Origin of the sequence: Limnohabitans sp. JirII-29, assembly GCF_003063395.1 — a bacterium.
Classification (GTDB): Bacteria; Pseudomonadota; Gammaproteobacteria; order Burkholderiales; family Burkholderiaceae_C; genus Limnohabitans.
The window spans coordinates 149,397-173,732 of sequence record NZ_NESB01000004.1 but is presented as its reverse complement, the minus strand read 5'-3'; the positions used below and the strand labels follow the sequence as shown (position 1 = coordinate 173,732).

The 24,336-nt window shown below is 56.4% G+C and carries 16 protein-coding genes; 10 read left to right on the top strand and 6 right to left on the bottom strand.

The window, feature by feature from the left end; all coding sequences use genetic code 11:
* Positions 1-10: 10 nt before the first annotated feature.
* The 7 genes from B9Z39_RS08320 to B9Z39_RS08290 all read left to right on the top strand — a co-directional run bounded on the left by B9Z39_RS08320 (position 11) and on the right by B9Z39_RS08290 (position 17,385).
* Positions 11-523, top strand: coding sequence for a pilin (locus tag B9Z39_RS08320; protein WP_108301358.1), 513 nt, complete (start codon positions 11-13; stop codon positions 521-523).
* Between the two features lie 72 nt (positions 524-595).
* A complete protein-coding gene (locus B9Z39_RS08315) occupies positions 596-2,305 on the top strand; it encodes a PglL family O-oligosaccharyltransferase (RefSeq protein ID WP_108301357.1) in 1,710 nt (569 codons plus the stop codon).
* A gap of 13 nt (positions 2,306-2,318) precedes the next feature.
* The gene (locus B9Z39_RS08310; RefSeq protein ID WP_108301356.1) at positions 2,319-3,089 is read left to right on the top strand and encodes a glycosyltransferase family 2 protein; all 771 of its coding nucleotides are present in this window, start codon (positions 2,319-2,321) and stop codon (positions 3,087-3,089) included.
* 193 nt (positions 3,090-3,282) lie between these two features.
* The gene (locus B9Z39_RS08305; RefSeq protein WP_146183299.1) at positions 3,283-4,128 is read left to right on the top strand and encodes a hypothetical protein; all 846 of its coding nucleotides are present in this window, start codon (positions 3,283-3,285) and stop codon (positions 4,126-4,128) included.
* On the top strand, positions 4,125-6,800 hold the full coding sequence (locus tag B9Z39_RS08300) for a DUF2974 domain-containing protein (protein ID WP_108301354.1): 2,676 nt from the start codon (positions 4,125-4,127) through the stop codon (positions 6,798-6,800). Before B9Z39_RS08305 ends, B9Z39_RS08300 begins: the two co-directional genes overlap by 4 nt.
* Positions 6,797-7,558 carry a hypothetical protein gene (locus B9Z39_RS08295; RefSeq protein WP_108301353.1) on the top strand — a complete coding sequence of 254 codons (762 nt, stop codon included), beginning with the start codon at positions 6,797-6,799 and terminating at the stop codon, positions 7,556-7,558. The genes B9Z39_RS08300 and B9Z39_RS08295 overlap by 4 nt, the downstream gene beginning before the upstream one ends.
* Positions 7,558-17,385 (top strand): cadherin-like domain-containing protein, encoded by a 9,828-nt coding sequence (locus B9Z39_RS08290; protein ID WP_158269474.1) that lies wholly within the window; start codon positions 7,558-7,560, stop codon positions 17,383-17,385. The genes B9Z39_RS08295 and B9Z39_RS08290 overlap by 1 nt, the downstream gene beginning before the upstream one ends.
* Positions 17,386-17,399: 14 nt before the next feature.
* Here B9Z39_RS08290 and moaC read toward each other — a convergent pair whose 3' ends face one another.
* Positions 17,400-17,876 (bottom strand): cyclic pyranopterin monophosphate synthase MoaC, encoded by a 477-nt coding sequence (gene moaC, locus B9Z39_RS08285; protein ID WP_108301351.1) that lies wholly within the window; start codon positions 17,874-17,876, stop codon positions 17,400-17,402.
* Positions 17,877-17,943: 67 nt separating this feature from the next.
* On the opposite strand from moaC, the gene B9Z39_RS08280 reads away from it, so the two are divergent.
* Positions 17,944-19,545: a M48 family metalloprotease gene (locus B9Z39_RS08280; protein WP_108301350.1), complete on the top strand. Its 1,602-nt coding sequence runs from the start codon at positions 17,944-17,946 to the stop codon at positions 19,543-19,545.
* Here B9Z39_RS08280 and B9Z39_RS08275 read toward each other — a convergent pair.
* Entirely contained in the window at positions 19,507-19,866 is a 360-nt protein-coding gene (locus B9Z39_RS08275) for a phage holin family protein (RefSeq protein ID WP_108301497.1), read from the bottom strand. The two genes, B9Z39_RS08280 and B9Z39_RS08275, sit on opposite strands and share 39 nt — an antisense overlap.
* A gap of 77 nt (positions 19,867-19,943) precedes the next feature.
* Here B9Z39_RS08275 and B9Z39_RS08270 point away from each other — a divergent pair, with 77 nt between their 5' ends.
* On the top strand, positions 19,944-20,372 hold the full coding sequence (locus tag B9Z39_RS08270; RefSeq protein ID WP_108301349.1) for a DUF3717 domain-containing protein: 429 nt from the start codon (positions 19,944-19,946) through the stop codon (positions 20,370-20,372).
* A 17-nt stretch (positions 20,373-20,389) separates the two neighbouring features.
* Here B9Z39_RS08270 and B9Z39_RS08265 read toward each other — a convergent pair whose 3' ends face one another.
* Both B9Z39_RS08265 and purB read right to left on the bottom strand, forming a co-directional pair.
* Complete coding sequence (locus B9Z39_RS08265; protein WP_100147267.1) at positions 20,390-20,950, bottom strand: YaeQ family protein; 561 nt, start codon at positions 20,948-20,950, stop codon at positions 20,390-20,392.
* A 14-nt stretch (positions 20,951-20,964) separates the two neighbouring features.
* Positions 20,965-22,344, bottom strand: a complete 1,380-nt coding sequence (gene purB, locus B9Z39_RS08260) for an adenylosuccinate lyase (protein WP_108301348.1) — start codon at positions 22,342-22,344, stop codon at positions 20,965-20,967.
* Between the two features lie 84 nt (positions 22,345-22,428).
* Between purB and B9Z39_RS08255 the strand changes: the two genes are divergently transcribed.
* Positions 22,429-23,043 (top strand): glutathione S-transferase C-terminal domain-containing protein, encoded by a 615-nt coding sequence (locus tag B9Z39_RS08255; protein WP_108301347.1) that lies wholly within the window; start codon positions 22,429-22,431, stop codon positions 23,041-23,043.
* Between the two features lie 34 nt (positions 23,044-23,077).
* On the opposite strand, the gene B9Z39_RS08250 is transcribed toward B9Z39_RS08255, so the two are convergent.
* On the bottom strand, positions 23,078-23,554 hold the full coding sequence (locus B9Z39_RS08250; protein ID WP_108301346.1) for a nuclear transport factor 2 family protein: 477 nt from the start codon (positions 23,552-23,554) through the stop codon (positions 23,078-23,080).
* Between the two features lie 7 nt (positions 23,555-23,561).
* A complete protein-coding gene (locus tag B9Z39_RS08245; RefSeq protein WP_108301345.1) occupies positions 23,562-24,335 on the bottom strand; it encodes an SDR family NAD(P)-dependent oxidoreductase in 774 nt (257 codons plus the stop codon).
* Between the last annotated feature and the right edge of the window lies 1 nt (position 24,336).

The following is a 24,336-nucleotide window of genomic DNA, read 5'->3' as shown; positions in this document are numbered from 1 at the left end:
AGGAGTTTTTATGAAACAGATCGCTCAAAAAGGCTTCACATTGATTGAGCTCATGATTGTGATTGCCATCATTGGCATTTTGGCGTCGGTGGCTTTGCCTGCCTACCAAGACTATGTGGTGCGTGCCCGTGTGGCCGAAGGTTTGGGCTTGGCCACAGCGGCTAAGACGACAGTACTGGATGTGGTCAACAGCGGCAGTGTGGCCAGCTCTACCAATGGCTACCGTTCAGATTACGTGTCGCCGGCCGCGACCAAAAATATCAGCAGCATTGCGATTGCCACAGAAACCGGCGTGATCACCATCACCACCACCACGGCGGCAGGCGGCGGCACTTTGCTGTTGGTACCTTATTCACAGTCGGGCGCCACCGTGTCTGCATTGCCAACTCCTACTGCCACCAGTACCGCTGTCTCTGGTTCGGTGATGTGGAAGTGTCTTGCCAAAGGGGCTGCAACATTTGCCGGCGTTACTGTGTCAGATAGTGCGTTAGACACCAAGTACGTGCCCAGCGATTGCAAGTAGAGCCTTACCCAATGAAGCAAGGCGCTGCGGCGCCTTTTTTCATGCCTGCAAGATGATGGAAAATCGGCGCTCATGCACACACCATTACGCACCTACGCCATGCATTTGCGCAACGCACTGTTGATGGCTTGCCTCACGCTTCCCTGGCTCAACCCTTTCACGGCCACTCCCACAACCGCAGTCATTCCGCTGTTGGTCAGTTGGATCGCGTCAGCCTGCTTGGTCTTGCTGGTGGTCGACTTGCCTGTGTTGCACCAGCCCATGTCGCGGTCGAGCTTGGTAGCCATGTGGGTGATCGGTCTGGCGTGTTTGACCTCTTTGGTCTTGGTTCCTCAAGAAGTGGACCATGCGCTTACCGTGGGCTTGTTGGCTGCTTTGCTTAGCATCGCCTTGATGGCTCGCGTGGGCATGCACGTGGCTTGGCGCGGCAATGGTTTGATGTTTTGGGTTGCGTTGGCTTGGCTGGTGGCCGCAGCGGTCAGTAGTCTGTTGGGTGTTTTGCAATATTTGGGTTGGGCCAGGGAGCTGGCACCTTGGGTGAGCCAACCGCCTTTCGGCGAGGCCTTTGCCAACTTGCGCCAACGCAACCAGTTTGCAACCCTTACCAGCATTGGCTTGGCTGCAGGGCTCGCCTTGTTGGCCGCACGCGCACAACGCGCACCACTCACACCACGTGTGCTGGCACTTGCTGTGTTGCTATTGAATCTGTTGGCGATGGGTGTGGCTTGCTCTGTGTCACGCACGGGCGCCCTACAGTGGCTGCTATTGGGCGTGTTGGCCGCGTTGTGGGCATGGCGCGCATGTCGCCAGCAGGCAGGGTCACAACGTGCCTTGTTGGTGGCGGCGTTAGCGGCCCCGTGTTTGGTGCTGCTGTGGTCGGCACTGATGCCTTGGATCGCGGCCTACATCACAGGTCATCCAGGCATGAGCGTCATTCAGCGCATTGCAGGTCAGGCGCAGGATTTAGGAGCCTGCGGTGGTCGCAGCGTGTTGTGGTCCAACATCTTGGTGTTGATCGCCCAACACCCCTGGCTTGGCTGGGGCTGGGGTGAGTTGGACTACGCCCATTTCATGACTGCTTATTCCGGCATGCGTTTTTGCGACATGCCCGACAATGCCCATAACCTGCCACTGCAATTGGCAATGGACTTTGGCATTCCACTCGCGTTGGTCTTGCTCACGTGTGCCGCCATGTGGGTGTGGCAGCGTCAACCCTGGCGAGAGCAAGACACTTGGCGCAGCATGGCTTGGGGGGTGCTCTTGGTGGTGGGGGTGCACAGTTTGCTCGAATACCCCTTGTGGTACGGACCGTTCCAAATGGCGGTTGGGCTTGCCCTGGGGCTGCTGTGGTGCAAGCCGCAGCTGGTGTCGGTTGAGTTGGCAGACCTTGAACAGCCCTCAACCGTGTCACAGGCACGCGTCATCACTTTGGCCGCTTTGATGTTCATTGGGTGCCTGTATGCGGCGTGGGATTTCAACCGTGTGGCACAAGCCTACCGGCCCATCGCTAAGCGCGATGCAGCTTACCGAGACGATCCGATCTCGCACGCCAATGCTTCTTGGCTGTTTCAAAACCAAGCAGAATTTGCGGAACTGACCATGAACACGGTGAACGCCGAGAACGCACAAGACGTGTTCTTTGTCGCCGCACGTGTGGTGCATTACTCGCCCGAACCACGTGTGGTGCAACGCTTGATCGACAGTGCCAAGCTACTTGGCCAAGACGAGTTGGCCACCACCTTGACCAAGCTTTTGGACGCCCAAAAAAACGCCCACCCATGAACGGAATTGCCCGATGACGCTTCGTGCCCCAACCCTCTCGGTCATCGTGATCACCCGCAACGAAGCGCACAATTTAGACGACTGCTTGATGTCACTCAAAGGCTGGGTGGACGAAATTGTGGTGGTCGATAGCCACAGCACCGATGACACGGTGGCCATTGCGCTGCGTCATGGTGCCAAGGTCGCGCAGCCCGATGGATGGCCGGGATTTGGCCCACAAAAAAATCGTGCCCTCAATATGGCCACCTGCGACTGGGTGTTGTCCATCGATGCCGATGAACGTGTGACACCAGCTTTGGCCATCGAGATTCGCCAGGCGTTGGCGTCTTCTACGCAAGCTGCTGCGTACGAAATTCCGCGCCTGTCTTGGTACTGCGGAAAATTCATGCACCACGCGGGCTGGCGGCCAGACCATGTGTTGCGTTTGTTCCCTCGCCTGCAGGCGCAGTTCTCTCAAGACCTGGTGCACGAACGTGTGGTGACCACCTTGCCATGCAAGCAACTTCAAAACGATTTGTTGCATTACAGCTACCGCGATTTTTCGCAAGTTCTGGCCAAAGTGGATGCTTATTCCACTGCCTCGGCCAAGCAAGCATTGGCGCGTGGCAAGCGCGCCACTGTGGGCAGCGCCGTTGGGCACGGTGCATGGGCATTCTTTCGTACCTATGTGCTGCGTGCAGGCTTTTTGGACGGAGGGCATGGCCTTGCTTTGGCCATCTCTAACGCAGAGACCAGCTATTACAAATACCTCAAGATATGGGCGCAGGCACAGTCGGCTGAGTAAAACAGCTCACCGGCGCACGCTGAAAGCGAAAGCGCGAACCTACCGTGCAACACCAACGGTAGCAGTAAAGAAAAGAGGCACTTAAATTCAGTGTCTAGCTCAGATAGTTTAATTTCTTAAATTGTCTTGAGCTAGTAGTTCTTTTTATGTAATTTCGAACAAGCAGCCAATGACGATTGCATTGGAGAGCTGCATGAGAAATTTGACCCAATACGTCCTTGTTGTTCTTTCAGCATTGAGCGCAGTCGAAGCCTTTGCACAGACACCTGCTGAACCTGCGAAAAAAATGTCGCGTTACGAACGCGAGCATGGAGGGAACGGTGGTGTGTTTCGGCGCGATCCCAATATTTGGGTGTACACGACAGCGGTGGCACGGGACACGGGCATGCCGATGGAATGGGCCAGCGATGAACTCAAAGGCGTAGTGGCCGCAGCATTCAGACGCGAACCTGAAGGCGCAGAACAAGACTGTGGTTGGGGCGGAAACAAAAATGCATGCAGCCCAGTGATGAACTGTGTGTTGGAGTTGTACTTTGATCGCACTGTTCAAAAGCTGCCTTGGCGGGATGGGTCGCCAGTTGTGGATTTCAATGTGGATCGCGCGACTTCGGTCGATCATGGTGGGTTCATCGGAATCGATCGCCTAACGAGAGTACCAAGTAGAAAGCCGAATATTTTCTTTTCTCGCACACCCTTCACCGATCCAGAAACAGGAAAAGATTTGTTCTGGAAATCGGCAGGCACGCCGCACGGGACCGGGCGTTTGCAAACCATGGCTTATGACCGAGAGATTCATGGCCGTTACAGCTACCTCAAACTTGACCATGGTTGCGGGGGGCATCCATTTGTCAAAGGACAAACACTGGAGTTGAGTGTGATCGACAAAATGACACTCAAGGTAGAAAAGGTTTTGTACGAAATTTATTTGCCTGCTGCTTGGAGTTCGCGTGCAGGCGAAGTGGTTAAACAAGACCGTGAGCAAGAGCACAACTTTTACAAAGGGGTGTGGGAAGGCATGCCCAAGGGAGATAAGCCATGAGCGATTTGAATTTATCAAGCGTGAGTGGCAAGGCTGTTCAGGCCGCGACCTTTGCACGCGGGGCCTATGACAACAAAACGCCGTTCGTTGCACCCGCAGGGTTTGAGCCATTAGATGTGAAGCTTGTTAATCCCCAATCCCCCGACTTTGCCGCCAGTGCGTATGTGAACCCCAAAACAGGTGAGCTGGTGGTGGCCTATCGAGGGAGTGATTCAACCACTGACTTAACCACAGCACTCAAAGCAGCAGCCAACGGCACTTGGAATGGGCAGTTCACCGATGCGGCTGCTTACATGAAACAGGCCCAAGGGGCGGCAGCAAAAGCGGTTAAAGATTACTCGGATTCGGAAGACATAAACCTTTCTGATCGCCCAGCCATCACCACCCTAGCCACGGGCCACAGCCTAGGCGGCATGTTGGCTCAAGTGGTGGCCAAGATGTACGGTGTTGACGCACAAGTACAAGATGCGCCTGGTGCGGCACGTTTGATTGATACGCCGCAATTCAAACAAATCGCACTTGAAAATGGCCAGCCTGAGAGTGGGCACGACATCACGGGGAAGATACAAAACGTCACCACATCCAATATCGCCAAACTCGGAGAACAGTTTCAAGAAACACAGGTTGTACCTATTCCTGCGCTGGGTCAAATGGGTGGTGTAGACGCTTTGGCAACGTTGGGCACATTTTTAGCAAACCCGCTAGCTGGACTTGCCACGGGGGAAGCATTGCAAACCGTGGCAGAACACAGCTCAGCAAAAATTGAAGATGCTTTGTACATGCTCGCAGGTGTCAAGGGGCAAATTGCTGATGCGGGCGCGTTGACATTGCAAACCATGTTTCTAGATCGTGATGGTAAGCCGGTGTCCTATGCACCTATTTCTTCGGGTGATTCATCGAGCAGCACATGGCAAATACAAGCGTTGGTCGATAAAAGTGGCAAAGCCATCGCTTTTTTTGATCGCGAGGTTGTTGACGGTGAAATGCAACCCGTGGCGGTAGTTGTGCAAAGTGGCAATCGAATACATCTGGCACACGCACAAGATGCAAGCTCTCCTCAGGTCATCGAAACAACCGTAAGTGGTGAACGCCGGCTTCTTTCGCAGAGTGAATTGTTGACGTCTTTGCAAGACCCTCGGGGAACTCCAGAGGTCAATATTTATAGCGCCGACTCTGTGAACGGCATGGACTTGCAAAGCGACCAAGTTCACAAAGCTCAAGAAAACATACAACAAAGCGAATCGGACGCCAGCGGCACGTTGCCCGATACACCCGCCCCCACCAATGCCAACACCAACACTTTCACCCACTACCTAGACACGCAAGGAAGTACTCTCAGCACCGCGCAACAAGACGCACTCGCGGCGCAGATAAACAAACTAGGCCTAGGCACCGACAAAGCCCTTTCCTTCTACACATTGCCCGGTGGCGGTGCATTGATAGCCACCGCAGACGGCGACATCGTGGGCGAGATTAACCGCAGCAGCACGGGTGACCTCAGCCTCAAAGCCACCGCCATCGATGCCAGTGGCAACACGGTAGAAGTCAACCAACACATCAACGAACAAGGCAGCGTTCTAACCCAAGATCAGTACAACACCCAAGCCCAACAACAAGCCAGCGCCCTCTTCAACAGCCTCATGGCTGCCAACAACTGGGACCACTTGAGCGATGTGGGCAAGCTTAGCGCCTTGGTCAACTTGTACAACGCCACCGACAAATTGGGAGAAGCCTTTGGTGCCACGGGCAACAACCTGCCAGGCGACTTAGACGCAGCCGCAGGCTGGCTCAGTTTGGCGCAAGGCCTGCAAAGCGGAGACAGCCTGATCATTGCCAACGGCATCAACGTGGTCAGTGACCGTGCGCTGGACAACGCCATGAACGAGGCCTTTGGCAACACGGCTGCGGGCGAGTCGGTGCCTTACCTGAGCTACGCATTGGCCATTCGCAACTTTGAAGACAACCCCGAAGTTGCAGCAGGCACGATGTTGGGCACCTACATTGGTGAAGACATTGGTGCTGTCATGGGCGGGCCAATTGGAGCAGCTATTGGTGGAGCTATAGGCGGCATGATCGGTGGTGCTTTGGGCGGCCTCTTCGGCGGCGACGACATCCCCATGCGGCAAGGCTTGGCCCATGCGCAGTGGGATGCACAGGGTCAGACCCAAATCATCACCACCCAAGACGCAGAAGGTGGTGGCTCCACCGCCAATAGCTGGATGAGCAGCTTGGTGGACGGGCTGCAAACACAGCTACAGAGCTACAACAGCCAACACAACGCAAGCGATGGCTTGGGGCTGGCCCTCATCCCCAACCTGCTACCCAGCGTGGGCTTTAAATACGACCCCGATGGCTACAACCTGGCCAACGGGGCCAGAGGCTTCATGTACTTGCAGTGGATCGACGAACAGGGACAAACCCAAACCCGCTTCTACGACGGTGCAGGCAACCGGGGCGACGACAGTGGCGAGACCTTGAGTGGCGACTTCGTGCAACACGCACAAAGCGCCATCGCCCCCGCGTGGCAAGTGCAAACCGTGTTGGCGCATTACCAGCAAGCCTTGCAACAAGAACAAACAGAGGTACCGTTGCACTCAGGGGCAGGTGGGGCCTACGAACAACAAGCCAATGCACAAGCATCGAATGACGATTGCATGAGAGCTACAGCATGAAAGCAGAAAACGTAAAGCTATATAAATCGAACTTAAAACAATTGATTTTTTTGACTTGGACGTGGCTTTTATTGACCGTTTCCACCCTGTCATTTGCCAATGACGACGGTACAGAAATTCCGCACCTTTGCAAGGAAGGTGAAGAAGTGGTGTTTTCCTGCATGACTGGGAAAAAATATATTTCCTTTTGTGCCACACCTCGTTACACCGCAGTTAAGGGGCACATGACTTATCGCATTGGTGTTGCAGGTCAGCCACCCGAGATGGAATATCCAAGTCGTCCTATGCCTGTGGTTAAAGCTTTTCGGGTTTCAGCACTTGATGTGCAGAAACCTCAACAAATGAAAAGCACTACAGGCTCCATGTATTGGCGGCAGCAAGCTGCGATTAAATTTCAAACAAAACACGCGATGACCCTTCCTCAGGGGTCATACACAGAGATTGCTTTTCAAAAAGGGGCATACACATACACTTTTTTTTATCAAATCACAGATTGGATTTATCGTGGTCTTTACGATGGTGCAGGCATGGTGGTCGAACGGGCTGGGCAAGAGCCAGTTGAGCTGCTTTGCAATGAGCGTGAACAAGCTGTGATGCCCAATGGCCTAGATTCCAGATTCTTTCCCAGGCGTGTGGGCTATTTGAATGCGCAAATCCATTCAAAAACGAATTTTAAAAACGAAGCTCAATGGTTTCGTGGTGTATCGCCTTTGAACAAAGATCGCAGCATTGAGCTGAACCCATTGAGGAGTGAATGATGACTGGTAACTTCTCTGATTCACAAAAACAATTGCTGACGCAGCAGTTGCGCTCGGTGTTGATGCAAACGGAGCTTTCTGGTAACACCAATTCTTTGTACAAGTTCAGCCAAGCGGGTGGGCAAAGCACCTATTCATTTGGTTTATTACAGTTTGATTTGGGTAAGAATGCTAAAACACCGACGGAAGCTGAGGTGTTTTTGAAGAATGAATTGGGCTTTACGTCTTCAGAAATTACAGCACTCAAAGGCTCATCCATACCTACGCCTACATTGGCTGAATTCAATCAACGCTTGATGAACAATCAAGACAAGATTGATGCTTTTACGGATAAGGCGTTGTCTAAGGACATTACCAATCTCGATAACTTAATTTCCGAGGTTGCACAAACACGTCCAGATGTGGCGCAGTCGATCTTGGATAACCCACAGTTGCAGCTGCGTTTGCTCGATTATCAAAATCAGTTTGGCCTCAGCGGCATCGACGATAGTCGTGTACAGCCCGATGGATTGATGATGTCGTATCTCAAGGGTAAGAGCGTCAAGATGGTGGGAGATGCCATTCAGTTGTCTGCTGACGGAGGACTCAAAGAAGAGGATTTACAAAATTTCCGAGGGCACACATTACAGGCTGACTTAAATAGGCCTGACGCAGAGCGTCGCGAAGAGTATTTGAAAAAAGCATTCAGAAATATCGGGTTTGATTCGCCTTCAGGCGACTCAATCGACGCCACTCTCCCCGATGGCACTAGCGTAGTCAGCACATCCACCACGGTAAACGGCCAAACCACAGTCACGGCTCAATTGCTCGACAAAGACGGTCATGTGCTGTTGAGCGCAGGTGCAGGTCAAACGATGGAGCGCGACCCAGACACAGGCATCGTGCAAGTGCGTACAGGCACCAGCGATCAAGTCCAGCAATACGACCCAGTCACGGGTGAGGTGAGCAACGCACTGAGAACAGGCAGCGATGCAGCGCAGGTTTACGAAAACCTCCTTGATGTGTTCAGCAACCCACAAGTGCCCACAGACAAAGGCACGCAAATAGCAGACGCCAGCGGCACTCTGCCCGATACATACGCATCCACCAATACCAACAGCTTCACCAACTACCTAAGCAGTCACGGTGACCAACTCACCACAGCGCAACAAGACGCACTCGCGGCGCAGATAAACAAACTAGGCCTAGGCACCGACAAAGCCCTCTCCTTCTACACATTGCCCGGTGGCGGCGCATTGATAGCCACCGCAGACGGAAATATCGTGGGCGAGATTGTTCACTCGTCATCAGGCGACTTGAACCTCAAAGCCAGCGCCATCGACGCAGAGGGCAACACCGTTCAAGTCAGTCAACACATCAACGAACAAGGCAGCGTACAAACCCAAGAGCAATACAGCCAAGCCCAGTTACAAAGCGTGGCGCAAGGTATAGGTTTGTTCAACGGACTCATGAACCTCCAGCAGTGGGATCAATTGAGCGATGTGGGCAAACTCAGCGCACTCACGGGTGCGTACAACGCAGCCCACGCTGTAGGCGCAGAGCTACCCGGCGACTTGGGTGGCTTTGCCAGTGTGCTGGGACTCATGCAAGGCCTCGACAGCGGCAACGGGTGGATGACGCTGCAAAGCGGCTTGCAAGTGGGGCAAATGGGGTTGAACGCGTACAGCAGCTACATGAGCGATGCGGCCATACAGATGATGGACGACATGATGGCGCAAAGCACCGTCGATGCTGCCAGCAGCGCGGCCTTTGACGCGGCGGCAGAGTCGGCTTTAGAGAGTGCGGCAGCCAGCAACGCCATGTCTAATGCCGTGCCCTACGTCAGCATAGCGTTGGCGCTCAACAATTTAGAAGACAACCCAGCGCAGAGCATTGGCACCTTGGTGGGTATGTACTTTGGTGGGCCACTGGGTGGAGCCATTGGCGGGTTTATCGGTGGTGCTTTGGGCGGCCTCTGGGGCGACGACGACCCACCCCCACCCCCAGATGGCGCTGTGCATTTCAGTTGGGATGCCAACGGCAACATCCAACACACCATCGACTACAACCAAAGTGGCGGTGGTGATGTGGCCAACAACTTGGCCACAGGTGTGCAGAGCTTGCTCGAAGCTGTGGTGCAAGCCATCAACGAGAAGAACCCCAGCAGCGCAGACGACGTGGCCATCAACCCGTACTTGATTCCGCGCATCGGCTACAGCAGCCAAACAGGTGGTGCGTGGCTAGAGGTCACCATGACCGATGGCACCACATTCCATGAGCCTATATTTAGCGAGAGCATTGCGCAGAAATTACTGGAAACTTTGAGCAACAACGGCGGCCTCGCTCCTGCATGGCAAGTGCAGACGCTGCAAGAGCGCGTGCAGCACTTGCAAGACACAGGTGCCAATGACGAACAAATTCATCGAGAAGTGCATGCAGGTTTAGGCGGACTGTCCAGTGACAGCAGCCAAGCCTTTGCCCTCCAAGGCAATGCAGCAGAAAGCGCCGACTTCAAGAGCCAAACATTTGGTGCGCTGGTGCTGCACCTGGGTGACATCCCCGGTGTGCAAGCGGCCCAAACCCAACTCACGCAAGTGCTGCGCGATGTCGAGGGCGATGGATATTTTGAGCAAACCCAAGCAGTGGCCGCCACAGACAGCGCAGGCAACTTGCAAGCGGTGCTGACCATTGACTTCAATGGTGATGGCGTCATTCAGACGCGAGACATCTTGAACTTAGGCGGCAACACCAGCGAAGGCAATCCCACTGACGCAGCACGACTGGCCAATGCCAACGCAGACTTGCAACGCAACAATATCGAGTGGTTAGATGCGAACGGGGACGGAACGATTGACAAGAGCGACCCGGCGTTTGCCGCCATCAAACTGTGGGTCGATGTCAACCAAGATGGTGTTCAATCAGGCAACGAAGTCAGCAGTTTGGCTAGCCAGCACATCAGCAGCATCAACTTCAAAACAGGCCAAGTGACTTATGCCGACGGTCACACCGATGCGCTGACAGCACAAACCCTCAAAGCAGACACAGAGGGCATCAAATTCACGCAGATACGAGAAGTCAACCCCGACGGTACGCTGCGCACCCTAGACGCAGGCACGGTCTTGGAACACGAAGGCTACCAAGGCCAAGTGCAGATCACCGATGAAGGTGGCACACGCTGGGTGGACAAGCGCGAACAAACTTATGAGCAGCAAGCCTTGCGCACGGGCGACTGGGAAGGCACCGCAGAGCAAGAAGCACACAGGCAAGGCGGTGGCAATGTGGAGGGTGCACCCACACAGACAACGGCGACAGGCACCACAGATTTCGGCCCTGTCAAAGCAGCAGCAAATCAAACCACACAAAGCACCGTCGCGGCTGGGGATGCGCGGGTGGTCAGTGATGCACCCACCCAAGCCACAGTCAAGCCCAACGCGCAGGTCACCTTTGTGGCGGGCGACAGTCGAATCAAGAGTGATGCAGTTCCAACACCTAGCCCAGCTGCCAATAGCATCCGCGTGCCAGAGACGCGGCTGGCCTTCGTGCCCAGCACCCAGGCGTCGTCGACCAATGAAATTCGCCTTGTCACACAAGACATGATTGAGAGCGCGGGCAGCAGCATGTTTGGGGCGGCGGGTTTGGGGGTTTTAGGCGCGGTCGGTTTAGGGGCCACCGCCAGTGCGGCAGAGGCGGCAGCGGTGCAGGCCAATCTGGTCAGCGCTGGCAGCAACGCCAACCCAAGCAGCAGCAGCAGCGCCAACGCGGTGAGCACCAACAACCAGTTCACCACCACCTTGCCGACTTCAGGCGCAAGCTCAAACACGTCACCTGCACCATCCATGCCCGCAGAAGTGGTCGTCAAACAGGCCGAGGTGTTCTCTGCGCCCGTGTCGCTGATGCAAGGGGTGCAGACGGTGCAAACCGCAGCCACATCTACAACCACATCCAGTAACGCATCGCCTGTTTTTGTTTCGTCAACGCCCGTCAGCCCTGTGACAGAGGCTGCACCTGTGGTGGTGGTCAAGGCGGTGGTGATCAGCAGCGCAACCAGCAGCAAAGCCAGTTCAGACAGTACGCCTGCTGCCAGCAGTGCACCAGCAACATCGACAACATCGACAGACGCAACATCCACCACGTCTAGCGTGAGTGCGAGTGCGAATGCCGCTATTGGTCTGACGCTGGATTACCCCGTCGTCATTGGCGAAACTTTGCCCGGTACAGAGGATGTGGTGCTGCGTTTGAGCCAAGACGTTTTGTTGGCCAACGACAGCACCCCCAACGCCAGCGCAGACCCCAATGCACCCGCACTCACCATCACAGCCGTTGCAGATGCGGTGAACGGGCAAGTCAGCTTGAACGACGGCGTGGTGGTGTTCATGCCCAACACCAACTTCCACGGCGAGGCCAGCTTCACCTACACCGTGACAGACCAATATGGTTTGAGCACCACGGGCAGCACGACGCTGGTGATTGCTGCTGTCAACGATGCGCCTGTAACGCAGGGTGAAACAGGGCAGACACAAGAAGACACAGCCATCTATTTCAACGTGGCAGACTTGCTGAGCAACGACAGCGATGTGGACACGGCCACCGATGGTCAGGTGCTGAACATCACAGGCATTGCCGCCGCACAGAACGGCACGGCAACCTTGTTGGCAGATGGACGCATCCGTTTTGTGCCGGACAGCAATTTCCATGGCATTGCCCAATTCACCTACATCGTCAACGACGGCAACGAGGCAAGCAACAACGGCAGCACCACCGCCACAGTCAATGTAGACGTCAGCGCCGTGAACGACGCTCCCGTTACCCAACAAGACACAGCCAGTGTGGATGAAGACACAGCCATCGTGTTCAGCCAAGCCGAGTTGCTTGCCAACGACAGTGATGTAGACACCGCCACCGACGGCCAAGTGCTAACCATCACCGCCGTATCAGGCGCGACAAATGGTACGGTGAGCATGCTGGCCAACGGCGACATCCGGTTCATCCCCAGCGCCAACTACCACGGCGCAGCCAACTTCACCTACACCGTGAGCGACAGCAACGGCGGCACCACAGACGCGAGCGTTAATTTGACGGTGCTTGCAGTCAACGATAGCCCGAAAGCGTTGGGTGATGTGTTTGTCACCCAAGAAGACAGCGCCATCGTGCTGACCTCAAAACAGCTGTTAGCAAATGACACCGACAACGACATTGCGACCGATGGCGAAGTCCTCACCATCAGTCGGGTGTTTGATGCCTTGCATTGCACTGTCACCCTCAACACGGATGGCACGATCAACCTCGTGCCCGATGCGCAATACCACGGCAATGTTAGGTTCAGTTACGAAATAACCGATACATCCGGTGCCACCAGCACCGCGTTTGTTGTGGCGGGCGTGAGTGCCGTCAACGACGCGCCAGTCAGTCAGAGTGACAGCTTTGATGGCACGGAAGACACACTCATCATTCTTGAACAAGCGGACGTATTGGCCAACGACACCGACAACGATGTGTTGACGGATGGCGACAGCCTGTCGGTGCAAAGTGTGGGCAATGCCAGTCACGGCACAGTGCGCTTGTTGACTTCAGGACAAATTGAGTTTTTGCCGGATGCCAATTACCACGGCTTAGCGACTTTTGACTATGTGGTGACAGATACTTTCGGTGCCACAAGTACCAACACGGTGACTTTAAGCATTGGGGCTGTCAACGACATACCCGTCGTCCAAGGCGAGTCTGAGAATACGAACGAAGACACAACGCTTTCTATTGATGCCGCGACCTTGCTGGCCAACGACAGTGACGTAGACACAGCCACAGATGGCCAAGTGCTGAGCTTGAGTGCTGTTAGCAGCATCAGTGGCAAAACCCACGGCACAGTGAGTTTGGTGACCAACGCAGACGGCACACAAACTGTGCAGTTCTCCCCCGACGCCAACTACCACGGTGTAGCGAGTTTCAACTACACGGTCAGCGACGGCAACGGGGGGTACGCCACCGCCCTTGCCACCATCAACCTTGCAGCTGTTAACGATGCGCCGGTTACAGTGGGCGAGATCGCTAGCACAGACGAAGACACCGCCATCTTCTTTACCCAGGCGCAACTCTTAGATAACGACAGCGACGTAGACACCGCCACCGACGGCCAAGTGCTAACCATCACCGCAGTCTCGGGGGCTACCAACGGCACGGTGAGCATGCTAGCCAACGGTGACATCCGCTTCATCCCCAACGCCAATTACCACGGTGCAGCCAGCTTCACCTATACCGTGAGCGACAGCAACGGAGGCACCACAGACGCCAGCGTGAGCATCACCGTCAATGCGGTCAACGACATACCCGTGGTGCTAGGAGAAAGCACAAGTACCAACGAAGACACCACGCTCTACATAGCAGCCAGCAAACTGCTAGCCAACGACAGTGACGTAGACACCATCACCGATGGCCAAGTCCTGAGCTTGAGTTCGGTGAGCAGCATTAGCGGGCAGACCCACGGCGCTGTGAGTTTGATCAACAACGCAGACGGCACGCAAACCGTGCAGTTCACGCCAGACGCCAACTACCACGGCGTGGCGAGTTTCAACTACACCGTGAGTGATGGCAATGGTGGATATGCCACCGCAGTGGCCACCATCAACCTTGCAGCTGTCAACGACGCGCCTGTCACAGTGGGCGAGATCAGCACCACAGACGAAGACACCGGGTTGACCTTCACACAAAAGCAGTTGCTAGCCAATGACAGCGACGTAGACACGGCCACCGACGGCCAAGTGCTAACCATCACCGCCGTATCAGGCGCGACAAATGGCACGGTGAGCATGCTCGCCAACGGCGACATCCGCTTCATCCCCAACGCCAACTACCACGGCACAGCCAGCTTCACCTACACCGTGAGTGATGGCAACGGCGGCACCACAGACGCCAGCGTGAGCATTACCGTTAACGCCGTCAATGATGTGCCAGTTGTGACGGGCGAAACAGTCAGTACCAACGAAGACACCACGCTTTGGTTTATCCCATCTGATTTGCTAACCAACGACACCGATGTAGACATGGCAACCGATGGTCAGGTGCTGAGCATCACCGCAGTCAGCAACGCCACGCATGGCACGGTGGGGTTCGTTACGCAAGCCGATGGCAGCCGACGCATTGCTTTCACGCCCGATGCAAACTATTTCGGTGTTGCAAGTTTTCAATACACCGTGAGCGATGGTGCGGGCGGAACTTCAACAGGCACCGTGTCGATCAATGTGGCTCAGATCAACGACGTACCTGTTGCATCCGATGACAGTTTGAGCGGTAGCGCGGAAGACAACGCGTTGCACATCAGTTTTGCCAAACTGTTATCCAACGACACCGACGCGGATAGCACCAATGCTTTATTGGGCGGTACGAACGATGTCTTGACCGTATCTGCGGTGGGCAACGCCACGCACGGCTCCGTGGCCTTGGTCAATGGCGAGATTGTTTTTACGCCAGATGCCAACTACCACGGGGTGGCAAGCTTTGTGTACCAGGTCCTCGATCAAAGTGGTGCCTTGTCACAGGCAACGGCAGCATTCACCATCACCGCTGTCAACGATGCGCCTGTCGCAACAGGCGAAACCATCAGCTCATCGGAAGATTCAAATTTGCTGCTCAATCAGAGCGACCTGCTTAAAAACGACAGTGACGTGGATGCGGCAATGGACGGACAAGTGCTCACCATCAAAGCCGTTTCAAATGCACGGCACGGCAGCGTGACCCTCAATGCGGATGGCACCATTTCTTTTGTACCCGACGCCAACTACTACGGCACGGCAAGCTTTGATTACACCGTGGATGACGGCAACGGCGGCACTGCATCTGCTACCGCCACGATCACACTGCTGAGCGTGAACGATGCGCCTGTGGCAACGGGTGAGACGGTTCAGGGTGTGGAGGATCAGCAGCTGACGATATTGAGCAGTGCCTTGTTGCAAAACGACACAGACGTAGACAACACACAAGCTAGCTTGACCATTTCGCGTGTTCTGTCGGGTGCAGGTGGCACGGCCTATTTGAATGCCAGTGGTCATGTGGTGTTCACGCCGAACACCAACTACAACGGCAATGCAACATTCACCTACTGGGTCAAAGACCCCGATGGTTTGGAGTCCAATGCGGTGACCGCAACGGTTGTTGTCAGCGCCGTGAATGATGCACCAACGGCGCAAGGCGAAATCGTGACAGGCGCTAGCGAGGATGCAGTTTTTTATATCAATAAATCGACCCTGTTGGCCAACGACAGCGACATTGATGACGCAAGCAGCGCATTGAGTTTGAGCTGGGTTGGCAATGCTTCGGGAGGCTCGGTCAGTTTGGACGGTAATGGCAATGTGGTGTTCACGCCCAATGCCAACTACAACGGCAACGCATCGTTTCAATACAAAGTGCGCGATTCCGCAGGGGCTGAATCAGCCGTAGTGCAAGCAGTCATTCCTGTCGCCGCAGTGAACGATGCGCCGGTGGCCGCGGATGACCAGTTTGAAACTTATAAAAATACAACCATGACGGTTGCTTTCAGTCAGTTAACCAGCAATGACAGCGATGTGGATGGCGACTCGTTGACCGTCAGTGCCGTCAGAGACCATGCGAATGGCCATGCATCCATTGTCAATGGTGAAGTGCAGTTTCAAGCCACGACGGGATTTACCGGCGCTGCATCGTTTGATTATTTGTCAGATGACGGACACGGCGGGCAGACTTGGGCGACGGCTTATGTAAATGTAGTTACCCCGCCCAATCGTTATCCTGTCATCGACTGGACGGGAAGCGTGATGGAAGAGAGATGGCCTTACACCTTTAATTGGTGTCAATTTTATTTTTCGATAAATGACGATGGTTTGCCAGCAGGTTTATCGATGAATTTAGTGTCGGTTAGCGTCCAAATTGGAGGAGATTGGTACGATGGATCGTCAAATATGTCCCTAAACAGAACAGGGGCTGATGGTTATTTTTTTTATAGAGGATATGGGGAGGGTTTGAAAACTGCATGGCATGTTGTTGACGATACAGGCGTAGAGAATATTTGTTATTTCGGCATAGCAGAGTGGTACAGCCCATGGTTCCAAAATTACTACGCCTATTCTGACCACACAGGCTACTACTCCCCCCCCGTCATCCTAGACCTCAACGGTGACGGCGTTCATTTCACCTCTCTGCAAAGCTCCAACGTCACGATGGATGTTAACTTTGACGGCATTCAAGACAAGATGGCCTGGGCAGGCAACGACGATGGCGTGTTGGTGTGGGACAAAGACCACAACCATCAAATCACAGATGCTTCAGAGTTCGGTTTTCAAACCCTCAAGGCCGATGCCCAAACCGATCTAGAAGGTTTGCAAGCGCTAGACACCAACGGCAATGGTCTACTTGATGCAGGGGATGACAAGTTTGCAGAGTTCGCTGTTTGGCAAGACGCCAACGGCAATGGCAAGACGGATGCGAACGAATTCAAAACACTGAGCGAGCTAAATATTGCCAGCATCAACCTGAAGTCGGATGGCCAAATGCGTGATGCAGGGACGTTGTTGGCCAACAGTGGCAGCGGCGAAAGCGATGCGGTGGTGATGGGCAATGCCGCCTTCACGCGCACAGACGGCAGCACAGGCCTGGTGGCGGATGCGATGTTGGCTTATGAACCAGGACGTGTTGCCGCAGCAGAAGCCGATGCACAAGTGGCAGAAGTTGTCCGCCAAGCTTTGTTGTTTAACCAGATGTGCAACACAGCCCCGGTTTCAGATGCTGCGGCGTTGGCGTTTGTTCCTATTGAGACGGATGTGACGGTGCAAGACTTACTGGCAACCGCCTCTGAAGCTTCGCACCAAACGCTGCAAGCCGCGTGATGTGAACGACCGACTCACCGACCTACATAACTCCCCGACTTCCCCCCATGCTTCTCTAGCAAGCGCACATCGGTGATGGTCATGCCGCGGTCCACGGCTTTGCACATGTCATAAATCGTGAGCAATGCAATTTGCACGGCGGTCAGTGCTTCCATCTCCACGCCGGTTTGCCCCACGGTTTCTACCGTCGCAGTGCACGCAATGCTGTGGTTGTCGGCGTTCATTGCAAACGCCACGGCAACACGTGTGAGCGCCAAGGGGTGGCACAGAGGAATCAAGTCACTGGTCTTTTTGGCGGCTTGAATTCCTGCGATGCGAGCAATGCCCAGCACGTCGCCTTTTTTCGCGGTGCCGCTTTTCACCAGTTCAAGCGTGGCCGGAAGCATGTGAATGCTGCCACTGGCGACGCCAACCCGACGCGTGTGGGCTTTGTCGGCCACATCCACCATATGGGCTTGGCCTTGGGCATCAAAGTGAGTGAGTGTGGACATGGGCAAATTCACAGGGGGTTAACATGACAGGCGCATCATACGGCCCGGCCCTTCTGTCTCTGTCACCATGCTTTCATACGCTTCAGTTTTTGCTTCTTTGCACCGCGCTGGCTGGCAACGTCTGGGCTTGCTGGGGCTGTGCGTGAGCTTAGGGCTGCCGCTTAACACCGTGCACGCCCAGCCTGCCACCACCCGTTTGCCCAACTTGGGCGACGGTGCCGAATTACCCCTGGGTGCAGAGCGTCGCTTGGGCGAGAGCATTGCACGCGAAATCTACCGCGACCCCGACTACATCGACGACCCAGTGCTGGGCGACTACCTGCAATCCATTTGGCAAGTGCTGTTGGACTCAGCCAGACAGCGCGGTGAACTCACCCCGGAGTTGGAGCAACAGTTTGCTTGGCAAGTGGCCTTGATACGCGACCGCAGCATCAACGCCTTTGCGCTGCCTGGCGGGTATTTGGGCGTGCACTTGGGCCTGATCTCTGCCGTGGCCAGCCCCGATGAGTTGGCCTCGGTGCTCGCGCACGAACTCACCCACGTGACCCAGCGCCACATTGCCCGCATGATGGCGCAGCAAGGGCGACAAGGCCCGATGGTGGTGGCGGCCATGATCTTGGGCATGCTGGCGGCCAGCCGAACACCCAGTGCCAGTGGCATGAGTGCTGCCAACGCCGTCATGGTGGGCGGTTCAGCCGCCGCCATGCAAAGCCAGTTGAATTTTTCGCGTGACATGGAGCGCGAGGCCGACCGCATTGGCTATGGCGTGATGACCGGCGCTGGTTTCGAGCCGCAAGGCTTTGTCACCATGTTTGAAAAGCTGCAACAAGCGGCGCGTTTGAACGACAACGGTTCCTTCCCCTATCTGCGCAGCCATCCCATGACCAACGAGCGCATTGCCGACGCCCAAGTGCGTCAGCAGCTGTTGCCTGCGCGGCCTGCGTTGGCCCTGCGTGCGGTACACGCCATGATGGCCGCACGCGCCCAAGTGTTGACGGGCCCTGGCGTGGACGCCTTGCGTGCCATCAGCGCACAAGGCTCGGCCAGCAACTTGGCGTCGGCTCCCGTGGCCAAGCAGGCTGGGGCGTTGTATGGCGCCACCATGGCTGACATGGCGTTGCGCGAATGGGCCTCTGCCCGACAGCACATGGCACGCTTGCAGGCCTTGCCCAATTTAGATGCCCCCGCCGCATACGCCGTGCGCTTGCTCAGCACCGAATTGGCCTTGGCCATGGGCGATGCCACGCAGGCCCTTGGCGTGATTGAGTCCAAAGCTCGCGTGCTGGCCGCAGACGACCGTGCCGGCCATCTGCTGTTGGCGCAAAGTCGTTTGGCTTCCAAGCAAGTGGTGCAAGCCAAACTGGCCAGTCAAGACTTGATGCTGTGGGTGAACCAGCGCCCACGTGATGCCTTGGCCTGGCAACTGCTCGCGTCGGCCTATGAGCTGCAAGGCGATAGCTTGCGCGCCATCCGTGCGCAAGCCGAAGCGCGTGCCATGGAGCTGGATTACCCGGCGGCTGTGGACCGCTTCAAAGCGGCGCAAGAGTTGTCTAGGGGTTTGGCGCGTGAAGGTCGCTTAGACCGCGCCGGGCACATCGAGGCATCCATCATCGATGCCCGCCTGCGCCAGTTAGAGAATTTGCGGCGGGAACAAGCGCTGGAGCGCTGAGTCAATCACCACGCCAAACGCTGAGTAGACCAGCGAGCCCAGCAAGGCCGCGCCAAAGCCTTGCACCTGGAAGCCGTCCAAGATGCCGGCCACCGCCCAAAACATCAGGGCATTGATGACAAACAAAAACAGGCCAAGGGTGAAAAACGTCACCGGCAACGTGAGCACCACCAGCGCAGGGCGCACGATTAAGTTGAACAAGCCAATGACAAAGGCGGCCACCATGGCCGCACCAAAGCCCGTGACTTCAACGCCGCTGTACAGATGTGCCAGGGCCAGCAGGGCCACGGCGTGGAGTAACCAAGACAAAATAAGTTTCATGTCGGGCCAGCATAGCATCCCGGCTATCATCCACACCCCCCAAGGTCCCGGTTTATTAGGTAGCCCCCTCTAGCGCCATGTCAGGCATTCACATCACCGACATCGAAGCCGCCATCAATTTTTGGCGCGACAAAAAGCCCTCTCCCGATGGCGTCACACTCGCGCCTGAAATTCGTGCCTTGGCCGAGGTCTACGCCATGATGGTGTACTACCACGAGGACGAAGCCGCCGAACAAGGTTTTCCAGCCAAGGCCTATGACGCGTGGCTCACTTGGTACCAGAGCACGCCAGACACACCGTGCATTGCCATTTGCTCGACCAGCCAGGGCGACCCCGAATGCAAGGGTTGCGGACGTACCTTTGACGAGGTGCAGTACTGGACCGAAATGTCTCCTGCCGACAAGCGCAGCACCTGGCGGCGCATCAGCATCATTGGCACCTCTTGGCGCTTCAACAAATACGCTGAGCGCGCGTCTGAAAACGTCAGAGACAGCGCAGCCTCTTAGGCCTCATGCGCTGAGACTCACTTCCAGCGCTCGCATTCGATGTCAACCGTGGTCTTGCCGTTGCTCATCATCACCACGCCTTCTTGAACCGTGGCCTGCAACTGCATGCTGCGCTCGGCCAGCTTGGCCAACTCTTGCGAGGCGGCACTGGGAATGCGCCACACCTGCAAGGTGCTGGGCTTGATGAGTTTGTTTTGCATGGTGCGCCACCACACCTCGCCCGAGCTGGAGAACACATACAGCATCACCTGATCGGCTTTGCTACAGGCCTTGAGCAGCGGTTTTTCTTCGGGTTGGCCCACTTCGATCCACAGCCGCGTGCGACCCGTGAAGTCGCGCAGCATCACATCGGGTTCGTTGGGGTCGGACAGGCCTGCGCCAAAGCCCAGCACGCCGTCGCCGTTGCACACGTCTTGCAACTGGTGCGCTTGCAGCGACAGCGCCACCAAGCGAACCATCATGCGTTCGTCAGTTTCGCTCGGGTGGCGCGCCAGGGTGAGCGCGTGGTCGGCGTAGTAGCCGTGGTCAATGTCGGCGATCTGAACGTTCGCCTTGAAGATGGTGGATTTGATAGCCATGGTGTGTGCGTCGCTCAGACGCGGCGGGCCAGCTCAGCTGCCTTGCCCACGTAGCTGCCGGGGGTCAGGGCCAACAGACGGTCAATCTCAGGCTGTGGAATCTCCAGCGAGCGAATCAAGCCATGCAGGGCTTCGGGGGTCACGGTCTTGCCGCGCGTCACCTCTTTGAGCTTTTCATAGGCACCCTGCACGCCGTAGCGGCGCATCACGGTTTGAATCGGCTCGGCCAGCACTTCCCAGGCCGCATCGAGGTCAGCGTCCAGGGCTTCGCGGTTAAGTTCTAACTTGTTCAAACCGACATGCAGCGACTGGTACGCCAATGCGGCATAACCCAGTGCCACGCCCATGTTGCGCAACACCGTCGAGTCGGTCAAATCGCGTTGCCAGCGGCTGATGGGCAGCTTTTCGCTCAGGTGTTTGAGCAAGGCATTGGCCAGGCCCAAATTACCTTCGGCGTTTTCAAAATCGATCGGGTTGACTTTGTGCGGCATGGTCGACGAGCCAATCTCGCCCGCTTTCAAGCGCTGCTTGAAATAGCCCAAGGACACATAGCCCCACACATCGCGTGACCAGTCGATCAAGATGGTGTTGGCACGTGCCACCGCATCGAACAACTCGGCCATGTAGTCGTGCGGCTCGATCTGAATGCTGTAGGGCTGGAATGTCAGTCCCAAGCCCACAGGCTCGGGTGTTTCCACCACACGGCGGCTGAAGGCTTCCCAGTCCGTGTCGGGCCAGGCGCTCAGGTGGGCGTTGTAGTTGCCCACCGCGCCGTTCATCTTGGCCATCATGGGCACGGCGGCAATGCGCGTGCGCACGGTTTGCAAACGCATCACCACGTTGGCCACCTCTTTGCCCACCGTGGTGGGGCTGGCGGTCTGGCCGTGGGTGCGACTGAGCATGGGCACATCGGCGTAGGTGTGCGCCATCTCGCGCAGCTTGGCGATCAAGCCGTCGAGGCCCGGCAGCAGCACCTGGTCGCGACCGGCTTTGAGCTGCAAGGCGTGGCTGGTGTTGTTGATGTCTTCGCTGGTGCAGGCAAAGTGCACAAATTCGGCGGCTGCTTCCAGCTCGGCGTGGCCCTTGAATTGGTTTTTGATCCAGTACTCCACCGCCTTCACGTCGTGGTTGGTGGTCTTCTCAATCTCTTTGATGGCCAAAGCGTCTTCGGTGGAAAACTGGCTCACCAAAGCCAGCAAGTGGCTGCGGGCCGCGGCGCTCAAGGGCTTGAACTCGTCAAAGCCCGCGTCACTCAAGGCGATGAACCAGGCAATTTCGACTTGCACACGGCGGTGCATATAGCCTTGCTCGCTCATCAAAGGACGCAGGGCGGAGAGTTTGGCGGCGTATCGGCCGTCCAGCGGCGACAAGGCCGTGACTTGGGTAATGCTCATCCTCCGATTTTAGGTGGTGCCGCTCGTATCAGGCGGCGCGCGGAGCCCGATAAAATGCAGGTCAATTCAAACCACACACGATTTATGAAACTCATTGGTGCCATCAGCAGTCCCTACGTGCGCAAAGTACGCATCGTCATGGCAGAAAAAAAACTGGACTACCAGTTCTTGCTTGAAGACGTTTGGTCTGCCGACACCCACATCGCCCAATCCAACCCCTTGGGCAAGGTGCCATGTCTGATCATGGAAGGCGGCGAAGCGCTGTTTGATTCGCGCGTCATCGTGGAATACGTCGACACCTTGTCGCCGGTGGGCAAGCTCATCCCACCCGGTGGACGCGACCGCGCCGAAGTCAAAACCTGGGAGGCCTTGGCCGATGGCTTGCTCGATGCGGCCATCTTGGCCCGCCTCGAAGCGCACTGGCCGGGTCGCGCCGATGCCGAACGCAGCCAAGCCTGGATTGAGCGTCAGATGAAAAAAATCGACGACACCTTGGCTGCCATGGACCGCGCCTTGGCCGAACGCAACTACTGCATGGGCATTCACTTGAGCCTGGCCGACATTGCCGTGGGCTGTGCCCTGGGCTATTTGGATTTCCGCTTTGCCTACATCGATTGGCGCAGCGAGCATCCCAGCCTCGGCGCCTTGTACGAGCGCTTGGCGCAACGCCCGAGTTTTCAAGACACACAGCCAGCGTGAACGGCCAAGGCCCGCCGCAGCGGGCCTTTTTCTTTCAGCGGTTGGCGCGGCGCTTGAGCCAGCGCATCAAAGCACCCACCAGCGGTAACTTTTCGTACAGCTCTTCGGCTGCGTCCCAGTAGTCGCGGTGTACGGCCACGCGCCAAACGCCTTGGTCTTGGCGCAGCACCAAGTGGCTGGCACCCCGGATGGTCTGCGTGGTGCCGCGCTTGAAGTTGCGAAATGCAAACAAAAAATCCCAGGTCACACAACACTGTGCGCCTTGTTGCACGCATTGGGTGATGACAAAGCGAGGGGCCTCTAATTCGCGAAACATGTGCTCAAAAATGGCCTGGATGGCGGCTAAGCCTGTCACCTCGTTGAACGGGTCTTTGAACTGTGCATCGTGGCTGTAGATGTCGCCCAGTTGCGCCAAGTCGCTGGGTTGCAGGTGTTCAAAAAAAGCCACCAAACGTGCCAGTGCGGCTTGCGGGGTGTCGTTGCCAAGAGGGGTGTGTTCGCGGGTGTGCATGAGGGCCTCACAGGCCGGTGGCGCGGTGCACGATGGCAAAGTACCACCGATAGGGCAACACGCGCAACAGCTTGAGCCAGCGCGTGAAGCGCTTGGGGAAATGAATTTCAAACAGCCCACGGGCCCAGCCCTGCAACATGGCTTGGGCGGCTTGTGCCGGGCTGATCAAGGCCGGCATCTCAAAGGTGTTCTGTGCAGTCAGAGGCGTGGCCACAAAGCCCGGGTTGACCACGCTCACGCCGATGCCTTGGGATGCGAGGTCCATGTACAAGGCTTCGGCCAAGTGAATCAACGCCGCTTTGGTGGGGCCATAGGCCAGGCTTTGCGGCAAGCCCCTGTAGCCTGCCACGCTGGAGATCAAGCTCAGGTGACCCTGGCCTTGTTGCAGCAGGCTTGGCAACACGGCGTCGAGCATGTGCAAGGCACCGGTGTAGTTCACCGCCTGGTGTTGCAGCATCTCGGGCAGCGAATACGCCGTGGCCCGCACCGACTTGTAATAGCCCGCGCAGTACACCACCACATCCAGCCCTTGCAGTGCTTGCACTTGCTCGGCCACGTGTCGCATGCCTTGGGCGTCGGTCACATCCAGGGTGAACGCATGCGCGCCCGCGTGCGCTTGAACAAACTCCGCCAACAACGCCTCTTGGCGTGCCGACACCACCACGCGTGCGCCAGCGGCATGCAGCGCGTGTGCGGTGGCCAGGCCAATGCCGCTGGACGCCCCAATCAGCCACACACTGCGGCCTGACCATTCGGTGATGGGTGGGTTCATGGGCCGCATG